Source organism: Labilibaculum sp. (genome assembly GCF_041595635.1).
In the GTDB taxonomy this organism is placed as follows: Bacteria; Bacteroidota; Bacteroidia; order Bacteroidales; family Marinifilaceae; genus Labilibaculum.
The window spans coordinates 17,208-39,452 of the sequence record NZ_JBFHJW010000041.1; the positions used below are offsets into that span (position 1 = coordinate 17,208).

The following is a 22,245-nucleotide window of genomic DNA, read 5'->3' on the forward strand; positions in this document are numbered from 1 at the left end:
ATCAACTGTAATTTTTATATAACAATCAAATCTCGCATTTCCTAACCTATTCTATAAGCCCAAGATCATGTTAGAAAAAATCATCCACTTTAGTCTTAGAAACAAACTCATCGTCATTCTTTTTACTCTTTCCATCGTGGTTTTTGGTTTCTATGCCATTCTTAACATCCCCATTGGCGCCGTTCCCGATATCACTAACAATCAGGTGCAAGTTATCACCACTTCTGGGAATCTATCCACTCAGGAAATTGAGAAATTCATAACTGCTCCTGTAGAACTTGAGATGGCAAACCTTCCTGGTGTCGAAGAAATCAGATCTATTTCTAAATTCGGTTTATCGGTGGTTACCATAGTATTTAACGATGAAATTGGCACCTATCTTCCCCGACAATTAATTGCAGAAAAAATTAAAACAGCCTCAGCCAATATTCCCGAAGGCTTTGGACAACCGGAAATGGGTCCTATTACCACCGGTCTGGGAGAAATTTACCAGTACATTCTAGATGTTAAACCAGGCTACGAAGAGCGATACTCAGCAATGGATTTACGAACTACTCAAGATTGGATCGTAAAACGGCAACTTTCGGGAATTCCAGGTGTGGTTGAAGTAAATAGTTGGGGAGGTTACTTAAAACAGTACGAAGTCGCTATTGATCCCATTCGCTTAAGTCACATGGACATTCATTTGATGGATGTTTATACTGCCCTGCAAAACAACAACAGCATTTCGGGTGGTGCCTACATCGAAAAAACCAATCAATCGTACTTTATTCGTGGCGATGGACAAGTAAAAACCATTCAGGATATCGAGAATATTGTGGTGAAAAACAACAAAGGATTTCCCATTCTTGTGAAAGACATTGCCAAAGTTCACTTCGGATATGCCAATCGATTTGGTGCCATCACAGCAAACGGACAAGGCGAAAAAGTACTCGGGCAAATTATGATGCTAAAAGATGCTAATTCTAAATTGGTAATAAATGAAGTCAAAAAGCGTGTCGCTGAAATTCAAACAAACCTACCCGAAGGAGTTTTCATCAACCCCATTTTGGAGCGAAGTGAGTTGATCAATAAAACAAGTACCACCGTAGTTGAAAATTTACTTTTAGGATGCCTAATAGTTATGATTATTGTGATTGTTTTATTAGGCAACATCAGGTCAGCTTTGGTAATTGCCTCTATGATTCCTCTGGCTCTTCTCTTCACACTCTCCATGATGTATGTGTTTGGTATTGATGCCAATTTAATGAGCTTGGGTGCACTCGACTTTGGAATTATTATAGATGGTGCCGTAATTATTGTAGAATACATTGCGATTCGTATTCAGGCCAAATCAGGTGAACTCGGGCAATCGAGCAAAGAAAACAAAGAAACACTTATTGATCAAATCACATACAATGGTGCTTCAAAAATGATGAGTTCAGCCATTTTTGGGCAAATTATTATTCTCATTGTATTCATTCCTATTTTATCGCTACAAGGTGTGGAAGGAAAAATGTTTCGTCCCATGGCCTTATCGTTTAGCTTCGCTATTATCGGAGCTATGATTTTAGGTTTTACCTGGCTTCCAGTTGCCTCTTCTCTATTCTTGAAACCAGAAAAAAAGAGCAAATGGAATCTTTCCGATAAAATCATGAATCTCACCTACTTATCTTACATTCCGGTTATGAAATGGGCTTGTGGCCACAAAAAAATTGTTTTAGGAGCCTCCTTTGCTGCCTTACTTTTTACAGCGGTTCTGTTCAACCGAATGGGTGGAGAATTTGTTCCCACCCTCGACGAAGGAGATTTTGTGATTCAACCTGTTTTAAAAACTGGAACTTCTTTATCGAAAACCGTTGAAATATGCACACAAATGGAAAATATCTTAGGAAATCAATTTCCTGAAGTAGATCAAATTGTTTGCCGAATTGGTGCGGCCGAAGTTCCTACCGATCCCATGTCGATGGAAGAAATAGACATGATTATTAAACTAAATCCTCGACACGAATGGACTTCTGCAAAAACAAAGGAAGAATTAGCAGATCGTTTCAAGGAAGCACTAATGATAATTCCAGGCATTGACTATGAATTTACCCAACCTATTGAAATGCGTTTTAACGAATTAATTACTGGAGTGCGAGCCGACATTGCCATTAAGATATTTGGTGATGATTTAAATTATTTGAACGATAAAGCCAGCGACATTAAAAAATTAATAGAAGATGTGCCTGGCGCTGCCGACATAATATTAGAAAAAACCGAAGGCTTACCTCAAATGAGTGTACAATACAAACGCAACAAAATAGCCTTTTACGGGTTAGATATGAAAACCGTGAACACCTATTTATCCATGGCATTTGGCGGAGTATCAAGTGGTAGTATTTTTGAAGGTGAAAAACGTTTCGACCTGGTTATTCGTCTTGAAAAAGAAAAACGTGTCGACATTGAAAACATCAAACAATTGCTGATTCCTCTGCCCAATGGAAAGCAAATTCCCATGAGCGAATTGGCTGACATTACTTATTCTGAAGGTCCCGCAAAAATATCGCGTGAAAACACCCACCGAATGATGGCCATAAGTGTAAATGTTCGAAATCGCGATTTACAATCTGTTGTTGAAGACATACAAAACAAGATTAATAAAAACATTGAATTAGAACCAGGAAATTACATTGTTTATGGAGGCCAATTCGAAAATTTGCAAAATGCAAGCCAGCGTTTACTTTTCGCTGTTCCATTGGCCTTGCTCCTAATATTCATATTCCTTCATTTTGCCTTTAAATCTTTAAAAGATGCCATTATGATTTTCACTGCTGTGCCTTTATCCACTGTTGGTGGCGTACTTTTCCTTTGGATTAGAGGAATGCCTTTTAGTGTTTCGGCAGGAATCGGATTCATCGCTCTGTTTGGAATTGCTGTTCTCAACGGAATTGTTTTGATTGAACACCTTAAAGATTTACAAAAGGAAGGAACAATGAGTATGCGCGAATTAATTTTAACAGGAACAAAAGATCGATTACGCCCAGTAATGCTAACGGCTGCTGCTGCAGCCATGGGTTTTCTCCCCATGGCGATCTCTACAGGTGCAGGTGCCGAAGTTCAAAGACCTTTAGCAACGGTTGTAATTGGAGGTTTAATTAGCTCTACTCTACTTACTATGATTGCCTTGCCATTATTGTTCGAGATTTTTTACAATATCATTGGTATTCGCTTCAATCCACTACGCGTTCTCCGTTCTAAACCTACAATCACGGCTCTAATAATCGCATTTTGTTCATTTACTGCGCTAGGACAAACAAACGAAATTAAACTTGAACAGGCCATACAAATTGCTATGGATCACAACAAAGAACTTCAGGCTTCGGCTCTTACAATAGAACAAAGCAAAGCCATAAAAGAAAGTGCTTTTTCTCCAGACAAAACCATATTTTACTACGAATACGATCAAAATAACATTGCAGAAAATGGTCATCCTCTGCGCATTTTTGGACTGGAACAAAACTTTAGCTTCCCAAGTGTTTACACCTCACAATCGAAAGTGTACAAAAGAGAAGTATCCATTTCGGAGTATAGATACAATCGAAACAAACAGTTAATCATTAAAAAGGTTTCACAAGCTTACTTCCAAATTATCTATCTTAAGAACAAGCTCCAACTTCTTCAATCCATGGATTCACTATACATCACCTTCGCGCAAAAAGCAGAACTTCGTTTTAAACAGGGAGATAGCAGTCCAATTGACCTACTAACAGCGAAATCAAAACAAGAACAAGCCAGAATAAATATGCAGGAAATAAACTATAATTTAAAAATATGCCTGCAGGAGTTACAAGCTATCCTTCAGAGCGATAGTACTTATTCCATTGCGACGCAAAAGCTTGAAAAAATTCCTGTAAACATCGATCTTATTGCGACTTGCACAGATGTGGAAATTCTAAAACTACAATGCGAACAACAATATGCTCTGCTTCAATTGGAAAAAAGCAAACTGCTCCCCGATATATCTCTTGCCTATTATAGAGGAAGCAACCCCTATGCAAACGCTCAGACCTACCAGGGATTCCAAATCGGTTTGGCTTTGCCTTTGTTTTTTGGCGAACAAAAAGCCCGAATCAAAGCCAATAAAATTGCCATAGATCTCGATCAAAATAAGAGAAATAATTTTCTGATTAACCGAAATGCTAAACGTGAAAAGTTACTTCTGGAGATGAAAAAGTACGATGAATCCATTCGAAACTATGAAGAATCTGGCCGAAAATTGAGTGAACAACTCATAAAAGCAGCACAAAAGTCATATCGTCTAGGTGAAATTGATTTTTTCCGGTTTGTATTCAGTATGGAAAATGCAGTAAACCTCAATCACGCTTATCTCGATAATATTTCTCAATACAATCAGCTAGCTCTCGAACTTAACTTTCTAAGCAATTAAACCTTCCTATCATGAAAAATTTATCCATTCTTATTTTAGTAATACTCACCATCAGCTTTGTGGCATGCAAACAAACAACAGCTCCACAAAACACAAATTCTAATAAAAACGAAGAATTGATCCAAATATCACACGAACAATTCAAGTCTGAAAAAATGGAAATTGGCATTGCCGAAATGCATAACTTTGAAGATATCGTTTCGTGCAATGGCTTTATTATGGCTACTCCCAATGGCATAGCACGATTAAGTACCCCTTTTCCAGGCATTGTAAAAAGTATTCATTTCACTCCAGGTGATTTCGTGAAAAAATCCCAAATATTGTGTAAAATAACATCCAATGAGTTGATAACTCTTCAGCAAGAATTTGCCGAAACAGCAGCACTACAGGAAAGTATTGCTGCCAACTACAAAAGAAGTAAAACCCTATACAAAGAGAATATTGGATCAGAAAAAGAGCTTTTAATTGCCGAAAGCACTTATAAGGCAAACAAAGCAAAATATGAAAGTTTGGCTTTAAAACTACAACTTCTACACTTCAATATCGATAAAATAAAAGAGGGATATTTTTATTCTTCTTTTTCGATGCTAGCACCAATTAATGGCTATATTACTAGTTCCAATCTTGTTCTTGGAGAATTTACTGACCAACAAAAATCATTTGTGGAATTGATAAATCCTAATGAACTTCAGATGCATATTGCAGTATTCGAGAAAGACATTTATCAACTAAAAATTGGACAAAAGGTTCTTTTTAAAAGTCTCAGTAAGCCTGATGAAATATTTACAGCTCAGATCAACTCAATAGGAAAAGGAATTGATCCCGAAACCAAAAGCATTATTTGTAGAGCGAAAATTGAAGAAAAAGCACAAAAAACTTTGTATAACGGCTCATTTATCGAGGCTGAAATCATCACTCATCAAAAAGATGCCAAGGCAATTCCTACTGAGTCTATTCTGAAATCAGGCCCCGACCATTACGTTTTTGTTTTAGCTAAATCTGATGAAAAAAATTACTATTTGCGAAAGGAAAAAATACGAATTGGATCTGAATCAAAAGGCTTTTCAGAACTTTTAGATTCCCAAAAACTGGATAAAGTACTGATTCATGGAGTTTACAAACTTTCTACCTATTAACTATGCTTATGCAAAAAAACAAGACCACTCTAAAACTTTTTATACCACTGAATGCTGTCATTTTTTTGCTCGACTCTCATAACAAATTGTTCGAACAAAAACATTTAGCATCCATTAATCTGCAATAAATGAATATTTTAAGAGTACAGAATGAGGAATTAAAACCAGATTACTTTTTTGCAAGTCCATAGGAATTTTGCAAGCTCAAACCATAAACAAAATGCAAAATTATCAATAATAATCCAATTACATTTCAAAACGATCTCGAAAAAGAAAATTCTATTTCTTACTTTTACCCTATGATTTTAAACCCACTACTCCTACTTTCTATTCTTCTTTCACTTTGGTGTTTTTTTCACAGTTTTCTCATTACAAATAGCAGTACCAAAACCATTCAAAACAAAACAGGAAACCTCTTTCGATACTATCGAATCTTTTACAATCTATTTTCTCTGCTTACATTTTTGCCCATCATATACTATTCGTTTTCCATAAAAAGCGAGACAGTTTTCAAATGGGAAGGCAAACTGCAAATCGTTCGTGGTCTGCTATTTATACTTACCTTTTACTTATTTTATGCAGGTTCAAAAGCCTACGATTTACTTTCTTTTATTGGTTTGCGTCAAATGAAAGAACCGCAACATCATAAAAGTTTGTCACAACATGGTTCAATTAGCACAAATGGTATTCTCAGCTTCATTCGTCATCCCTGGTATACTGCTACTTTTCTTACCATTTGGTTGCAGAATTTAAACAAAAGTACAATCATTGTAAACCTAATTCTATCAATTTATCTATTAATTGGCTGTTATCTAGAAGAAAAAAAACTAGTTTTAGACTTTGGTTCCGAATATCAAGAATATCAGAAAAAAGTATCCATGCTGTTTCCTTTGAAATGGATTAAAAACAAGCTTAGAAAATAAAACTTATGGATTATAGGGATGAAGTATTTATGGCCGTAGCCGAAAATCTCAACTTTTCAAAAGCCGCAGAAGAACTATTCATCAGTCAACCAGCAGTTACCAAACACATTAAAGAGCTGGAAAGCAAACTAAACATTGCTCTTTTCGAGCGAAAAGGAAATAAAGTTTACCTCACCAAAGCAGGAAAACTTACTTACAAAAGCTTAAAGCAAATCAAACAGCATTACCGAGATCTGGAATATGAATTGGGACGCTTACACAACAGCTTTGAGGGGTCTATACGAATTGGAGCTAGTTCCACAATATCTCAATACCTTATTCCTTCAGTTATTGCTGTATTCCATTCTCGTTATCCAGATATCAAGTTTGATTTGTTAAATGGAAATTCATATGAAATGGAGCAAAAACTTCTCAATAACGAAATTGACTTGGCATTGGTTGAAAACACCAGCTCCAATTCAAACATCAGATACAAAGATTTTTTAGACGATGAAATTGTGTTTGTTACTGGAACACAAAGTGTTTATGCAAAACGCAAAAACATTAACTTAAGCGACATACAGGAAATTCCCGTGGTTCTTCGAGAAAAAGGCTCAGGAACCCTTCAGGTTATCCAAAAAACATTAGCCAAGCAAAATATTTATTTAGAGAAATTAAATATTCTAATCCATTTAGGAAGTACAGAAGCTATTAAAAATTTTCTTTGCGATTTTGATGGCATTGCTCTCTTATCCGAAAAATCAATAGAGAAAGAATTGGAACTGAAAAGAATCATCAAATTAAAGGTAAAAGAACTTTCTATTCAACGAAAATTTCGAATAGCCTGGCGACAAGGACCAGAATTAAGAATTCCAGAATTATTCAAAGACTTTCTGCTCCATTATAACTTTTAATTGGAAATTCTGATTTTTTACCATTCCATAAACTGTTTGCTCACAGCATTTTTGGCTTCATAAAATCAAGCAACTTGAAATGACTTGATCATTATTACAACTCAAAAATGAAATTCACACCAAAATGCAAGCTCCTTTTTATGTTTCCTTTTCATACAAAGAACATCATTTTTCTTACCATTGTGTGATTTTAATCACATATTATAATATTAACATACTTCTATTTGACTTTATTCACAAATTGATGTAATTTCCGAATTCAGATAAAATATAAAGTCAAATTGTATGTCAACAGAATTAACCCATACAAATGAACGATTTAGTGTTCTTAGCAAATCAAGTGAATTTTTAAACCTGATTCTTAATAACATTACTTCTTGTGTTATGCTTCTAGATAAGGATCTTAAATTAAGAGCCTATAACGACCCTTTTTTAAGTATTTTCTCCAATAAAAAAGATGAAAATTTATTGTACCGAAGATGTGGTGAGGTAATCGGATGTGCATATCAGATTGAAGAAGAGAAACTGTGTGGGAATACAAGTATGTGCCACAGCTGCGAACTGAGAATAGCCGCTCTCCAATCTTATGCTGCAAACAAAGCAATATTCAAGGAAAAGATCACAAAGCCTTTTTTTAATTTTGAAGGAAAAAAAGAAATCAAACACCTTCAATTTTCAACTCGCTTATTTACTTTCAAAAAGGAAAAATACATTATTTTGATACTAGAAGATATTACTGAGTTGGTAACTGCTAAAGAAAAGATACATCATTTAGAAACTGATATTTTATAACAAACAAATTATAAGCGACATAACAACAAGAAGAAGTCTGAAGATTCTACTATACCATCCTATTAAAATAGATGTAAAAAAACTGATTCAGGCTTCCTCTTGTTTGTCACAAAATTTTTTTAGATCAATTCAATTCCTAACAAAGCACAAGCTAACTGCAGCTTCTTAGTCTGATCTCCTTGTAAAATTAAATGATGATTTCCCAATGGATTTTCCTTTAAACTTTCAATCGCTTTAACAGGTAATTTCACTTCAATTTGTGTGCGACAAGCTGTGGTATACTGCGGACGATCCAACACATTACCTGTCGTTATAAATGCCTTATTTAACGCACTATTAAAACGAAAAACAGTAATGTCATTGTAGCGATACATACCTTGAATTGCAGTTCCCAAACCCGTTTCGAAGTGGGTTGTAACTTTGCAAGCTGACAGTAAACTTTTTCCGATAGTACAGTGAGCAAACAGAGTCGCTTCTGTTGAAATCCTTGCCACATTTGCCATCCAGGGAATAGACCCACTTACCTCTTTAGCGAACATCATTCCAACAATACTGGCCAAATCTCCTTCGCAACCAGCTGGAATTTGCTGATCGTTAAAGAGTGACAAAGCCAAACATGCAGTTACCGATTTCTGACGAACCAAAGGAAAACATTCAACCGTTAAAGCATCTAATTTTTCTTTTTCAACGCAATCTTTTAAAATGCTGTAGATTTTTGAGGCATTGGTTTTTTCTTCCTGATTATTGTATTCAAATTCGCATAAAAAATCTGAATTTACTTCGGCTTCTTCAAATGAACACAAACTCTTCCAATCAATTTGCTTGAGATTGATTCCCAACTTATTCATCAACACATTTTTTTCAACGCTCGATGCAATCAACCAATCGGAAACATTTCCAATAAGACCCAACTGTTTTCCTTTTAACGATTCAATGGCACTTGCTACTTCAACATAAGTTGCTAAATAACTTCTCATCTCCTCGGGATTCGAAAGCAATTTGGAAGCAATTTTCTCTCGATTCATCCAGGCTTTTATTTCCAAAGCCGCTGCATTAGAATTATCTAATTCATTAGACAGAATGATATAAAACTTTTCCTTTTTTGCCATTTCCTTGGCAGTCTGCTCACTTCCGCCACTCAAAACAAACAAAATATCAGTTTGTTCTTCGACAAATTGAAATTGTTCAGCATATTCGGGAAGCATAGCGCTCAACCGCTCTCTTCCCAATTCAATATAATCTTGTTTGGCCTCGGCAAAGGCTAAAATTTTAACTCGTAATTGAAGCATACGATTCGTTTATAATCTGTTAATACTGTAATTATTGGGATTTATAATGGTTGCGCTCAAATATACAAATTATCTTTTCGATCAAAATAGCCCAAAGCAAAGAGGTTTTAATGATCGAATCGATTTCACTATCTTTTAAGAACTGAAATTCGCGCTATAACAAACGATATAAATTAGTTATTGAGTTATTGTGATTTCAAAAAGCTTGATCGTAATTCTACTTTACGCATCATATTTAGACCAATCCTATTTAGTAGGCTGGTTCAAAAAAATAATTAAATGCTTTCCGTATTACTAGGCGATTGATTAGTTTTGTAGTATAAACTACATAAAATGGCAAGAAAAAAAGAATATATCGAAGCAGAAGTAATTGAGAAAGCTATGAATTTATTCTGGCAAAACGGATATGAAACAACATCTGTGCGTATGCTGGAAAAAGAAATGGGAATCAATCAATTTTCGATGTATTCAAGCTTTGGAAGCAAACAAGGTGTTTTTCTGGAAAGCATAAAATGCTACAAAGAAAAACTAAATGGCATACTAAACAAGCTTAAAGAATCACCCGATGGAGTAAATGCAATCAAGCAATTCTTTTACGATTTCCTTGTTTTTTCGAGAGAAAACAAATCAAAACGCGGATGTCTATTGGTAAATACTGCCACCGAACTTGGCGAGAATGGCGATGAGCAAATTTTATCTGAAATATGGAAATTTGTAGAAAAACGCAAAGCTATATTCATCGAAAAATTAAAGTTGGACAGCTCGAAAAGTGAGGAAACCATTTTAAAACAAGTGAATTATTTACTGATTGCTCAGCAGGGCTTGGCCGTTGCTTCTAAATTCTACAATCAGCAACAACTCGAAGACTTTATTGAAACTACCTTCGAAAAATTGTAGTTTTTTGCAATTAAGCTAAGATTTTAATTGGCTTTCCTATAAATATCTAAGACAAAATTAAGCACAATAAAAAAAGTAAAACGATGTCAGAAAATTACAAGTTTTTTCAAAATACAAAATGTGAATATTTCCCATGTCACAAAGGAATTAAAGAAGAAGAATTCAATTGTTTATTCTGTTTTTGCCCTCTATATATGCTAAAAGATAAGTGTGGCGGAAATTTTAAATATACAAATGGCTTTAAAAATTGTGCCGACTGCACCTTACCACACACAAAAAAATCTCATGCATACATGATGAGTAAAATGAGTATCGTCTCGAAAATTGGAAGTGAGCGAGAATAGTAAGAATGATAAAAATTCAAAAATGGATTTTTAACAAACATGCCTTTTTTAAAAACAACTAAAACTAAATTATGAAATATACTATTATCGTATTGTTAGCTCTTTTTTCTTTTTCTCAAACTTCATTCGCTGCAAATAGTAGTAAAGACAAGAATGTGAAGTCTGAATACAAAGCGGATTCAAAAGAGGATAAATTAAATATTCTTTGGACCACCTCAGAAAAGGAAACAGCTAAAAACATGATTGCTATGTATGCTGGGGCTTCGCTAAAGAATAAATGGTGGTCGGAAGTTAATATTATTCTTTGGGGAGGGTCGGTAAAGCTAATTAAAGAAGATGCTGAAATGCAAGAAGTTGTTCGAAATTTAATAAAAAGCGGTGTTCATGTAGAAGCTTGCCATGCATGTGCAGGAAAGTACGATGCCGTTGATATCTTAAAAAGTTTGGGAGCAGATGTTAAATACATGGGAAAATCATTGACTGAATATATCAAAAATGGTGAAAATATAATTACCATCTAATTTAATAATCTATTTTCGAAGAGCACTTCTTAAGAACAAAACAAAAAAGGATGTGAATATTTCCCTTGCCACCTAGTAATTAAAAAGGTATAATTTAATTGTTTGTTTTAACCCACTGTGCATGTTGGAAAATAAATGTGGCGGATTTAAATATACAAATGGCTTTAAGAAGTATACCAATGGCAACTTAGCACAAATATCATGAATAAACGGTGCGTAAAATTGAGTATTATCTCTAAAATTAGTAACGAAAGAGAGTAATTTTCATGCTCTCCCTTATTAAAGTAAAATTTACTTTAAAAATGCCTCACTCAAAATACGTAGGGCATTTTTTGTATTTACACAAATCTCGCTTTTCTTTCTCTATTCGTAAAATTTCCTCCTAAAATAAAAGAAGCAGAATTACCCTCTCCTGTACCGTACAATTTACAGTCTCATCAGCAGAATTATAAACTAATATTATTTCTACAATTATTCGAATTAACATTTCTTTAACTAAGAAAATTTTGCGTATATCTAAGCATACGTTTAGTTTTGTATCAAGCATATTTAAAAAAATACTTTCAATACAATAAGTATTTTTTTTATTTAACTACTAAGCAGTTGCTTATAATTGCAAATTAGTTAAGAATAATAAAATAGAAATAAAACAAAAATAAGATGAGCGAATTTAAAATTCACGCAGTAGAATCAGCACCAGAAGCTAGTCAGCCTTTATTGGCACAATCATTAAAAACATTTGGCATGATTCCAAACTTACATGGTGTTTTAGCCGAAGCTCCAGGCATTCTGGAAGCTTATTTTAAGCTACACGATTTGTTTGAGAATTCATCTTTAAACAACGAAGAACTAACCGTTGTATGGCAAACAATAAATGTAGAACATGAATGTAACTACTGTGTTCCAGCGCATACTGGAATTGCCAAAATGATGAAAGTAGATGATGCAATTACCGAAGCTCTAAGAAATCAGACTGCAATGCCCACTGAAAAACTTCAAGCATTACACGTATTTACACTTTCTATGCTTCGTAACAGAGGTGCAGTAAACCAAGCAGAACTAGAAGCCTTTTTCGCAGCTGGATACGAGCAGCGTAATGTTTTAGAAATCATTTTAGGTTTATCGCAAAAAATAATTAGTAATTACACAAATCATATTGCTAGAACTCCAGTAGATAAACCTTTCGAGAAATTTGCCTGGAAAAAAAAGTAACATGCTATCACCACATACATAGTACAGGGATAGAGACACATTTTTAATCAAAAATAAAATAATGAGTACATCAATCAATAAGAAAATAAATTTTAACAAAAACCTGAAAAAAAAATATAAATCCATAAGAATTTCAGGAACAAAGATCATGATCATGACTGCTTTTTTGTTGGGAATGAACGTGTCTGCACAAGGACAAGTACGATCAGCAAATGAAAATTTTGATCAAGTAAAAACTCAGCTTACAAAAAGAAATACTTTACCAAAACCAAAAGTAATAGTATTCGATGTAAATGAAACACTATTGGACCTTTCTCCTCTAAAAAAATCGGTGGGTGACGCCCTTAACGGAAGAGAAGATCTTTTGCCTTTGTGGTTTTCAACCATGCTACACTACTCCCTTGTAGAAACTCTTAGCAATAACTATCATGCATTTGGGGAAATTGGAACAGCAGCGCTAATGATGGTTGCAGAAACTCAAGGTATTAGTATGAAATACGATGATGCAAAAACATCTATTGTAACTCCTCTTCGCTCCTTACAAGCCTATCCTGATGTTGTTCCTGGATTAATAGCACTTAATAAAGATACTTTTCATATTGTTAGCTTAACCAACTCATCGGCCAAAGGGGTTGAAACACAATTCATAAATGCTGGATTAACCGATTATTTTGAAAAGCGTTACACCATTGGAAGCATACAAAAATACAAACCACATCCCGATACATATCAAATGGTACTTAAAGACCTTGGCGTAAAACCAGAAGAAGTATTGATGGTTGCTGCTCATGCCTGGGATTTGGCAGGTGCTAAAAATGTTGGATTGCAAACCGCCTTTATTGCAAGACCAGGAAAAACACTTTATCCGAATGTTGATGAACCCGATTATATCGTAAAAAACCTAACAGAACTTGTCAAGATTCTTCAAGAACAATACGCCACCGACACAAACAAATAAGGATAATTTACAGGACAATAAATTGAAATAAGATATATGGAAATTAGTTTATTCGAAACAAGTAGTAGGTACATCCCTTAAAATTGCTTTGGTAGTGGGAACTGTGCTGGGATTAATAAATCACGGTTTGGATATTATTGCAAATACTTTAACAACTGAGCATATAATCCAAATTATCATCACTTATTTGGTTCCTTATTCTGTTTCAACTTATTCTTCGGTAAGATCTATTCTTCAATTAAAAAATCAAGCGTAAAACTTAGTCTTTCAATTGTAGATTTAAATTAACACTTCATTTAACAATGATGAGCTAACTGTTGTATGGCAAACGATTAATGTAGAACATGAGTGTCATTACTGTGTTCCTGCACATACAGGTATTACTGAAATGATGAAGGTTGGCTGCAATTACAGATGCACTAAGGAATGGTACTACAATGCCTACAGCAAAACTACAAGCACTGCACATTATCAGTTGTTCGAAATAGAGGTACTGTTAACCAAGCTGATTTGGAAGCATTCTTTGCTGCTGGATACAAACAACGTCACATATCAGAAATCATCTTAGGCTTATCGCAAAAAGTAATTAGTAATTACACAAACCGTGTTGCCGAAACTCCTGTTGATACAGGTTTAAAAAAAATACGCTTAGTCTATAAAATAATAAAAATACAATCAGCACAAGTAGGTCTACTTGTGCTGATCAATTTCTACCCCTAAAAAGAACAGAACAATTAATCTACAACTAAATCAATTGAAAATAGCAGGGGTGCATGGGTTCATATGAATTTAGTAGCATCTATTAAAATTTCTCAACTTCTTCGCTTAACTCTGCACCAAAATCAGCTACCTGTACATCTAACTTCAACGGAAATATATATAAAGTCTATTAAATTCTTGCGAACAACCGCGTAATTAACAGGAGTTAACTCAAAAATAAATTGTGTTAACAATTTTTTAACGGCTTAACACTTGCCCGATATAAAGCGAATGCTTAGTTTTGAAACTATCAAAATCAGATGGTTAAAAATAACAAACAAGAAGTAATCGAAAAGGCAAAGTATCTGTTTTGGAAATAAGGATACAAAATAGCACCTCTTCAAATCTTTAAAAAGAAATTTGTGCAGTAACTAATATTCTAATTTTGAAACAAACAAGGAGTTTTGATTGAAAGTCTGAAGTTGGTGAATACAAAATACATTTCATTCTTCAAAAAACTGATGAAATGATGCTAAGCTATTCAATAAATTATTTAAAATGAGTACTAAAATTAAACTAGATATTATCTCTGATGTTGTTTGTCCATGGTGCCTTATCGGCTACAAACGCCTAGAGCAAGCTATTTCTGAATTGGGAATACAAGATCAAATAGAGATTTCATGGCAAGCTTTTGAGTTGAATCCTAATATGCCGATGGAAGGTGAAGATATTCTTGATCATGTGAAACGAAAATATGGCAGTTCTCCTGAACAATGGAGAAATTCACAAACCAATATGATAAAGCTCGGAAAAGAAATCGATTTTACCTTTGAATTTGCTGAAGGAAAAAGGATTGTAAATACCAGAGATGCTCACATTTTACTTGCATACGCAAAAGAATCAGGTAAACAAACAGAACTAAAAATGCGTTTGTTCGAAGCTTATTTTAGTAAAAGCAAAAATGTTTCTAATCGTGAAGTTCTGCTTGAGGAAATTAAAAATATTGGCTTGGATACGAATGTTGCCAATGAGAGACTAGAAAACAACGATTCCCGTAAACAGCTCATCGACGAAGAGGATTTTTGGCGAAAAAAAGGAATATCATCAGTACCCACGATTGTTTTCAATAGATCTAGCTCTCTTACTGGAGCTCAATCGGTATCTGTATACAAACAAGTTTTAGCTGATTTATTAAACCATAATCATTTATCTAAAATTCAACAAAATTAGAAACAAGTTCATCGAACTAAAAAATTGACAGAAATGAAAATTGCATTCATAGGTTTGGGTATTATGGGGAGTCGAATGGCTGCTAATCTTGCAAAAAGAAATGTTGATCTTACCGTATACAATCGAACACCGAAAAAAATTGAAGCTTTCAATTCTAAAAACGTGACAATTGCAGATTCTGCCCTATCCGCAGTAAAAGAAGCTGACATTGTATTCAGTATGCTATCAACTCCTGAAGTGATCGAATCTTTATTTTTTGGGGAAAATGGTCTTTTACAAGGAATGAAAAATAATGCAATTTGGGCAGACTGCTCAACCGTCAATCCATCCTTTAGCATTAGAGAATCTGCGAAAGCTAAGCAATTTAACATTCGCTTTTTAGACACACCAGTTTCTGGTTCGAAAATGGCTGCTCAGAATGCAGAACTCGTTTTTATTGTTGGCGGAGATACCGATACACTTCAAGAACTTTCTCCCTACATTAATATGATGAGCAACAAAACTTTGCGAGTAGGAGAAACAGGCAAAGGTGCTTCCTATAAGATGCTCATAAATATGATGGTCGCTCAAACAATAGTCATTTTCTCGGAAGCTGTTATTTTGGGTGATAAAATGGGGATTTCTAAAGAATTCCTTCTAGATACGATTCCCAACTCGGTTGTAGGCTCACCAGTGAGTAAAATGAAAGCTCAAGGCATTAAAAATGATGATTATGAAACACATTTCCCTCTGGAATTAATGCTAAAAGATTTGAACTTGGCAAGCATTACTGCCGACGAAAATGGACAAACATTATATCTAGCTAATCAGGCCAAAGAATTATATGCCGAAGCCACTGCTGAAGGAATGGGAAAACTCGATGTATCGGCAATCTATAAATATCTGGAAAATAAAAAATAGGAAGCCAATGGATTTCCCAACCTAATAAAATTAATTCCCTAAAAATAAATATCATGCTTACGAGCTGATTCAATGTGAACTAATCTAAAAAAAGCAACATGTATACAAAAAGTATTTTAGCGGCATTTGCCGTACTAATGATGACTGTAGTAGGTTGTCAAACAAAAACGAATAAAGAAAATAAAACAAATCAACAACCTGGTACCATGGAAACTAGTAACAACAAGGTAAAACCTTTAGACTCCTTGCTCAATACAAGAAGAGTTGAGTTTGCAAAAGTTGCATCAGATGAAAAAAAGAAAATTTACAGCGAAGGAACTGATGCTGTAAAAAATTCTGGTATACTTGATAAAGCTCTAAATGTAGGTGATAAGGTTCCTGACTTTACACTTAATAACCAAATGAGTAAACCAATTACCTTATACAAAGAATTAGAAAAAGGTCCTGTTGTTTTGATTTGGTATCGTGGAGGATGGTGTCCATATTGCAACATAACCTTGCACTATTTACAAGAAAGACTTCCAGACATTACAAAAGCAGGAGGTTCTCTATTGGCACTTACGCCTGAGTTGCCAGACAAATCGATGAATACCACCGAAAAACACAGTCTTGATTTTCTGGTATTGAGCGATGTAGCCAACAAAGTAGGTAAAGAATATGGTGTCGTGTTTGAGTTAACGCCCGAAGTAGCTGCCCTTTATCAGGAAGCATTCGATCTTCATGGATATAACGGTGATGAAAGCAACGAATTGCCTTTGGCTGCCACTTACGTGATCGACCAAAAAGGAATCATTCAATATGCCTTTTTAGATGCTGATTATAGAAATCGTGCCGAACCAGACGATATTGTGGCTGCTTTGAAGAAAATAAATGCTAAAAAGTAAATCCAACTTAAAAAATCAAGAATGATTCTATAGATCCTGTTTTTCAGATATGTGAATAACAGGATCTAAAAACATTCAAACAAAAATCATTAAAATGGATAAACTAAACATTCTTTGGACAACAACTAATAAGGAAACTGTAATTAATATGATTTCCATGTATTCGATTAATGCATTGAGTAAAGGCTGGTGGAAACAAGTAAACATTATTGTATGGGGCGAATCGGCAAAACTCATTGCCGAAGATGCTCAAATCCAATTGGAAGTAGAAAAAATGCTTACGGCTGGTATTAGCATTGAAGCTTGTCGTGCTTGCGCCGATAGATATGGGGCAAGTGCTATTTTAAAGAAGCTGGGACTGGATGTGAAGTACATGGGAGAACCCTTAACCACTTACATTAAAAGTGGCGAGAAAATGTTGACTTTATAAAAAAGACTGCATTCGCAATCTATTTTGAATCTGCTTTACTTAAATTCCTTCCGGTTTTTAAATTAAGCAAACCGCTATATTACAATCTTGTAATTGATGTATGGCACAGATAAACACAAAAGCAGTAGTGCTTTTGTGTTTTGTTTTTACGGTCTTTGATGTTTTACAATAGCTGGTAAATTATTGCTCTTTCTAACCATTCGGTTAGCTTTGTATTCGAATCTGCAAATATGGCACGACAAAAAGCATATAACGAAAAAGAAGTCATTGAAAAAGCAACAGAGCTTTTTTGGAACAATGGCTATGAATCTACCTCAATGAGTTTGCTAGAGAAAGCCATGGGAATCAATAAATTTTCCATTTACGCCAGCTTTGGAAGCAAACAGGGTGTGTTTATAGAAAGTCTTAAGTGCTATAAAAACAAAGCTCAGGACATGCTTACCAAACTTAAAAAATCCCCGAAAGGGAAAGAAGCCATTCAGGAGTTTTTTTATGATTTTCTGCTATTTTCAAAAGCCAGCAACTTGCAGAAAGGATGCCTGCTCACCAACACATCTGCTGAATTGGGAAGTCATGGAAATGCAGAAATCATGGCAGAAATCGCAAGTTTCACCAAAGAGTTAAAATCCATATTCGCCGAAAAACTAGCAAAGGATACATCTAAAAGTCAGGAACTAATTAGTAAGCAAGCCAATTTTTTAATCATTGCAAAACAAGGTCTCTCTAACGCATCTAAAGTTTTTGATCGTAGCGATTTAGAAGATTTTATTGAAACAACATTCGAGAATATTTAAAAAATTTCCCTTTAAACTAACCGAGCGGTTAGCATCGAAAGGAAATCCATTACTAATAATAAAAGAAGTAGTATCATGAAAATGCCAGAAGAAGTAGTTCGCTTGTTAAACGACAAGGAAGCAACAAGAGTATTAACCACCGTATCTGCCGAAGGAGTACCTCACTCCATAGTTGTTGGAAGTGCCATGGCTCCCGAAGCCAATTTAATTGCTGCTGCTGAAGTGTTAATGCAAAGCACTTCTAAAAATTTACAAATCAATAAAACGGTAAGTGTACTGGTAGTAAAAGGAATGGAATCGTACCAGGTGGTTGCTGAAGTAAAAGGTCGCCAAACCGATGGACCACTTTTCGATGCCGCAAAAGCCGAATTGGAAAAATTAGGATTACCATGCCGCGGATTGTGGTTATTCGAACCTCTTGAGGCATTCGACCAGGGTGCTGGTGCCAATGCAGGAAAGAAAATTGCCTAAGAAAAGCACACAACATACAGGCAGCTTGCTTTTGCTTTCCCCATCTTTTTCTATGGAAAAATACTTGCAAGCTGCCTGGTTTTCGATTCTTAAGCTCCCTTTTTACCCATGAGGAAACAAAGCCAGGCGCAAGATTCCAGAACCAAAATCAGCTCATCAGAAATAGACATTTATGATATTAGGAATTTCAGGCAGTCCCCGATCCAATGGGATCTCTGCCAATGCCATAAAATATCTTCTTTCGAAATGCGAAGGAGAAACCAAATACATATCGCTGGCTGGCAAGCACATTGGCGGCTGCATTAGTTGTTTGGGATGCACTAAAGACAATAAATGTGTTGTAAAAGATGATTTCCAGGAAATAGCCAACTTAATGGAAAAAGCAGATGCCATTGTATTTGGAATACCCAATTATTACGATGTGCCCAATGCTTTATCGCATAGCTTACTGGAAAGGTGTTTTTGCTTCCGACACCAAGGAGCTTTCCTTTTAAAAGATAAACCATCCATTATTTTTTCTACTGGCTATTCGAGCGATGAAGAAAACAACCAAGTACTAAAAATAGTAGATCATTTTCTGATGATGAATAATATGAAAGTGATCTCTAAATTTTTAGTTGGTGCTTTTTCACAATGCTATACCTGTAAATATGGTCGTACTTGCGAAGATGGAAATGTGGTAAAAAACAATGGTATTGTTGATAAAATCACCCCCGCCATGTTACCAGCTAAATTCGACAAGCAAGTAGAATCCATGCTTAAATGTGATAAGGCTGCACGACTGCTCAATGAGATTCTTACGTGAAAGAAACAAGGACAATAATTTTAAAAACTAAAAAGCAAAATTAAAATGGAAAAGGCAGTTTTTTTTGATATGAATGAAACCTTATTGAATTTAAGCTTACTTAAAAAAAGTTTCGATAAAAGTTTTACCGATAACTATGTACTCAAGTATTGGTTCACCAAATTATTGCAAACCTCTACAGTACTTGGAGCAATGAACGAATATAAGAACTTCGGCGAATTGGCTGGTGTTGTACTAGAAAATACATTCTATGAAAGTGGTAAAGAATTAACCAAAGAAACAAAAGAAGAAATACTCGGATCTTTCAGGAAACTACCTGCTTACAATGATGTTCCTGAAGCTCTTACTCTTCTTAGTGAAAATGATTTTAGAGTGATTGCGGTATCGAACTCCTCTTTGGAAATGATAAAAGAGCAACTTACCAATGCAGGAATTATTGATTTATTTCACGCCTACTACTCGGTAGATTCTGTAAAAAAATACAAACCCTTTCAAGACATCTACCATTACGTAGCGAATAAAGAAAATATAGATACTCGCAATATTACAATGGTTGCTACACACGATTGGGATTTATTTGGTGCTAAAAAAGCAGGCTTACACACCGCATATATCGAACGTAAAAAAGAACTATTTAATCCATTTTACCTAAAGCCAGATTTCACTAATACAAATTTGGTCGACTTGATTCAGGAAATAATTAAAAATTATAAAAACTAATAATAAAATGGAAACACCCTTATTTCTTTGTCCTCTTTCTTTACTGCTTCTTAAATCTCTTCCTCAACTAGTTCCAAACCATTCCCTCTCTCCTATTTTTTTTTGGATGGCTTGCGATGATGCCAAAAGATCGTTACATTCAGACTTCAAAATGAATTTCCCGACTCAGGATCTCGGAAAGCAGTCGGCCTGCAAGGCAACAAATAAATCTAAAATTTTGCTCTATGAAAAAATACAGCCGATTACTAATCAGTCTTACCCTTCTGATTTTTCTACTCGTTGCCAAGCCCATTTTCAGCTTTATTGATGAATCCTACTTTCGCGACGACTCCACTTTAGGTATCATCAAACATGCACTTTTTATTGCCAGTGTCTCTTGGATCATCATTGAAATACTTCGCCTTTTCAAAAAACGCTTATTGAAACAATACGATATCTCGAGCGAAGACAACCTAAAATCGAGAAAACTGCACACACAGATCAATCTCCTCGAAAAAATCGTTGTCTTCATCATCATTCTTTCGGCCATTGGCCTCATCCTTCTTTCCATCGAAAGCATCCGAAAAGTAGGAGTTGGAATTTTTGCTTCCGCAGGAGTCGTGGGAATCATTATCGGTTTATCGGCACAAAAGATTGTGGGTGCTCTTTTGGCGGGAATCCAAATTGCCATTGCTCAACCCTTTCGGGTAGATGATGCCGTTGTAGTTGAAAATGAATGGGGCTGGATTGAGGAGATCAACCTCACCTACATTGTGGTGCGAATTTGGGACAAGCGGCGTTTGGTGCTACCCACTACTTATTTTCTCGAAAAACCCTTTCAGAACTGGACCCGAACTACTGCCGACATTATTGGTAGCGTTTTTATTTACACCGATTACCGAATTTCTTTCGATGCTCTTCGAAAAGAGCTCACCCGACTGTTGGAATCGACCGACTTGTGGGATGGCGATGTGAATGTTCTTCAGGTAACCGATTCGAAAGAAAGCAGCTTAGAGATCCGAATTTTGGTAAGCGCTAAAAATTCGCCCACTGCTTGGGATCTTAGGGTTTTTATTCGCGAAAAAATGATCGAATTCATTCAAAAGAACTATCCTGAGAGTTTGCCTCGAACTAGAGTTGTGCTTGAAGATAAGGAAATAAAGGCTAAAGGTTAAAAAGGATTAAAGGTAAACCCAAGATCAACAATATCGCATTGCCCCGTGCTTTGGCTCAGAAATAAAATATCATTCAGAATTAATCAGAACATATGAAAATAGGAATTATAGGAACAGGAGGAGTTGGAGGCTATTTTGGAGCCCAATTGGCAGCTGCCGGAAACGAGGTTCACTTTTTAGCACGTGGAGAACATTTAAAAGCCATTCAAAATAATGGTTTAATCGTAAAAAGCATCAAAAAAGATGTTCATATTCTCCCTGCTTTGGCAAGCGATAAAATTTCAGATCTCCGCAATTGCGATCTCGTAATTTTTGCCTGCAAAGCCGGGCAGGTTCGCGAGACTGCGGCTCAACTATCCCAAACATTAAAAAAGGAAGCTTGGATTCTCCCCTTGCAAAATGGCGTTCTTGCAGTTGACGAGTTGGCCGAATTCTTCGACCGGAAACAAATTTTAGGCGGACTCTGCATGATCTTTAGCTTTATTGATTCCCCCGGAGTAATACGCCACGTTGGCTTAAAGGAACCCATGATTATTTTTGGAGAACTCGACCAAACCAAAAGCGAGAGAAGTAAAACAGTTCTACAGCTACTCGAAAAGGCAGAAATTCGCTGCAAGCTCAGCGATGATATTCAAGCATCTATCTGGCAAAAATTCATCCTCATCTGCCTTAGCGGCGTGGGAACCATTGCCAATCAGGGCTATGGCCTGATTCGGAAAACACCCGAATCGAGAAGCATACTGGTTGATATACTAACAGAAGTAAGTCAGGTTGCCAAAGCC

The 22,245-nt window shown here is 35.4% G+C and carries 22 protein-coding genes and 1 pseudogene; 22 read left to right on the forward strand and 1 reads right to left on the reverse strand.

The annotated features are described in order from the left end of the window. Nucleotides 1–67: 67 nt before the first annotated feature. The 5 genes from ABYT26_RS12055 to ABYT26_RS12075 all read left to right on the forward strand — a co-directional run bounded on the left by ABYT26_RS12055 (nucleotide 68) and on the right by ABYT26_RS12075 (nucleotide 8,155). On the forward strand, nucleotides 68–4,411 hold the full coding sequence (locus tag ABYT26_RS12055; RefSeq protein WP_372754209.1) for a CusA/CzcA family heavy metal efflux RND transporter: 4,344 nt from the start codon (nucleotides 68–70) through the stop codon (nucleotides 4,409–4,411). An 11-nt stretch (nucleotides 4,412–4,422) separates the two neighbouring features. Next, on the forward strand, nucleotides 4,423–5,547 hold the full coding sequence (locus ABYT26_RS12060; RefSeq protein WP_372754211.1) for an efflux RND transporter periplasmic adaptor subunit: 1,125 nt from the start codon (nucleotides 4,423–4,425) through the stop codon (nucleotides 5,545–5,547). Nucleotides 5,548–5,846: 299 nt separating this feature from the next. Beyond that, nucleotides 5,847–6,470: an isoprenylcysteine carboxylmethyltransferase family protein gene (locus tag ABYT26_RS12065; protein WP_372754213.1), complete on the forward strand. Its 624-nt coding sequence runs from the start codon at nucleotides 5,847–5,849 to the stop codon at nucleotides 6,468–6,470. 5 nt (nucleotides 6,471–6,475) lie between these two features. Next, the gene (locus ABYT26_RS12070; RefSeq protein ID WP_372754215.1) at nucleotides 6,476–7,363 is read left to right on the forward strand and encodes a LysR substrate-binding domain-containing protein; all 888 of its coding nucleotides are present in this window, start codon (nucleotides 6,476–6,478) and stop codon (nucleotides 7,361–7,363) included. A 285-nt stretch (nucleotides 7,364–7,648) separates the two neighbouring features. Next, entirely contained in the window at nucleotides 7,649–8,155 is a 507-nt protein-coding gene (locus ABYT26_RS12075; protein WP_372754217.1) for a hypothetical protein, read from the forward strand. A gap of 119 nt (nucleotides 8,156–8,274) precedes the next feature. On the opposite strand, the gene ABYT26_RS12080 is transcribed toward ABYT26_RS12075, so the two are convergent. Then, complete coding sequence (locus ABYT26_RS12080; protein WP_372754219.1) at nucleotides 8,275–9,444, reverse strand: hypothetical protein; 1,170 nt, start codon at nucleotides 9,442–9,444, stop codon at nucleotides 8,275–8,277. Between the two features lie 333 nt (nucleotides 9,445–9,777). Between ABYT26_RS12080 and ABYT26_RS12085 the strand changes: the two genes are divergently transcribed. From ABYT26_RS12085 to ABYT26_RS12165, 17 genes and pseudogenes are all read left to right on the forward strand, one after another. Beyond that, nucleotides 9,778–10,341 carry a TetR/AcrR family transcriptional regulator gene (locus ABYT26_RS12085; RefSeq protein WP_372754221.1) on the forward strand — a complete coding sequence of 188 codons (564 nt, stop codon included), beginning with the start codon at nucleotides 9,778–9,780 and terminating at the stop codon, nucleotides 10,339–10,341. Between the two features lie 83 nt (nucleotides 10,342–10,424). Then, nucleotides 10,425–10,685, forward strand: a complete 261-nt coding sequence (locus tag ABYT26_RS12090; RefSeq protein WP_372754223.1) for a cysteine-rich small domain-containing protein — start codon at nucleotides 10,425–10,427, stop codon at nucleotides 10,683–10,685. 71 nt (nucleotides 10,686–10,756) lie between these two features. Then, nucleotides 10,757–11,206: a DsrE family protein gene (locus ABYT26_RS12095; RefSeq protein ID WP_372754225.1), complete on the forward strand. Its 450-nt coding sequence runs from the start codon at nucleotides 10,757–10,759 to the stop codon at nucleotides 11,204–11,206. A gap of 660 nt (nucleotides 11,207–11,866) precedes the next feature. Then, nucleotides 11,867–12,418 (forward strand): carboxymuconolactone decarboxylase family protein, encoded by a 552-nt coding sequence (locus ABYT26_RS12100; RefSeq protein ID WP_372754227.1) that lies wholly within the window; start codon nucleotides 11,867–11,869, stop codon nucleotides 12,416–12,418. Between the two features lie 61 nt (nucleotides 12,419–12,479). After that, on the forward strand, nucleotides 12,480–13,376 hold the full coding sequence (locus tag ABYT26_RS12105) for a haloacid dehalogenase type II (RefSeq protein ID WP_372754229.1): 897 nt from the start codon (nucleotides 12,480–12,482) through the stop codon (nucleotides 13,374–13,376). Nucleotides 13,377–13,458: 82 nt separating this feature from the next. Further along, nucleotides 13,459–13,632, forward strand: a complete 174-nt coding sequence (gene nrtS, locus ABYT26_RS12110; protein WP_372754250.1) for a nitrate/nitrite transporter NrtS — start codon at nucleotides 13,459–13,461, stop codon at nucleotides 13,630–13,632. Between the two features lie 170 nt (nucleotides 13,633–13,802). Beyond that, a complete protein-coding gene (locus ABYT26_RS12115) occupies nucleotides 13,803–14,096 on the forward strand; it encodes a hypothetical protein (RefSeq protein ID WP_372754231.1) in 294 nt (97 codons plus the stop codon). Between the two features lie 537 nt (nucleotides 14,097–14,633). Beyond that, entirely contained in the window at nucleotides 14,634–15,305 is a 672-nt protein-coding gene (locus ABYT26_RS12120) for a DsbA family oxidoreductase (protein ID WP_372754233.1), read from the forward strand. A gap of 21 nt (nucleotides 15,306–15,326) precedes the next feature. After that, nucleotides 15,327–16,205, forward strand: a pseudogene (locus ABYT26_RS12125) (NAD(P)-dependent oxidoreductase); the annotation flags it as partial. Between the two features lie 98 nt (nucleotides 16,206–16,303). Beyond that, nucleotides 16,304–17,089 carry a peroxiredoxin-like family protein gene (locus ABYT26_RS12130; protein WP_372754235.1) on the forward strand — a complete coding sequence of 262 codons (786 nt, stop codon included), beginning with the start codon at nucleotides 16,304–16,306 and terminating at the stop codon, nucleotides 17,087–17,089. A 94-nt stretch (nucleotides 17,090–17,183) separates the two neighbouring features. After that, nucleotides 17,184–17,519, forward strand: a complete 336-nt coding sequence (locus tag ABYT26_RS12135) for a DsrE family protein (protein WP_372754237.1) — start codon at nucleotides 17,184–17,186, stop codon at nucleotides 17,517–17,519. Nucleotides 17,520–17,749: 230 nt separating this feature from the next. Then, nucleotides 17,750–18,313: a TetR/AcrR family transcriptional regulator gene (locus tag ABYT26_RS12140; RefSeq protein ID WP_372754239.1), complete on the forward strand. Its 564-nt coding sequence runs from the start codon at nucleotides 17,750–17,752 to the stop codon at nucleotides 18,311–18,313. 75 nt (nucleotides 18,314–18,388) lie between these two features. Beyond that, the gene (locus tag ABYT26_RS12145) at nucleotides 18,389–18,784 is read left to right on the forward strand and encodes a hypothetical protein (RefSeq protein WP_372754241.1); all 396 of its coding nucleotides are present in this window, start codon (nucleotides 18,389–18,391) and stop codon (nucleotides 18,782–18,784) included. A 172-nt stretch (nucleotides 18,785–18,956) separates the two neighbouring features. Continuing rightward, on the forward strand, nucleotides 18,957–19,589 hold the full coding sequence (locus ABYT26_RS12150) for a flavodoxin family protein (RefSeq protein WP_372754243.1): 633 nt from the start codon (nucleotides 18,957–18,959) through the stop codon (nucleotides 19,587–19,589). Between the two features lie 45 nt (nucleotides 19,590–19,634). After that, the gene (locus tag ABYT26_RS12155; protein ID WP_372754245.1) at nucleotides 19,635–20,309 is read left to right on the forward strand and encodes a haloacid dehalogenase type II; all 675 of its coding nucleotides are present in this window, start codon (nucleotides 19,635–19,637) and stop codon (nucleotides 20,307–20,309) included. Nucleotides 20,310–20,533: 224 nt separating this feature from the next. Beyond that, nucleotides 20,534–21,463, forward strand: coding sequence for a mechanosensitive ion channel family protein (locus tag ABYT26_RS12160; RefSeq protein WP_372754246.1), 930 nt, complete (start codon nucleotides 20,534–20,536; stop codon nucleotides 21,461–21,463). Between the two features lie 92 nt (nucleotides 21,464–21,555). After that, nucleotides 21,556–22,245 (forward strand): ketopantoate reductase family protein (locus ABYT26_RS12165; RefSeq protein WP_372754248.1); only part of this gene is annotated, 690 nt, incomplete at its 3' end.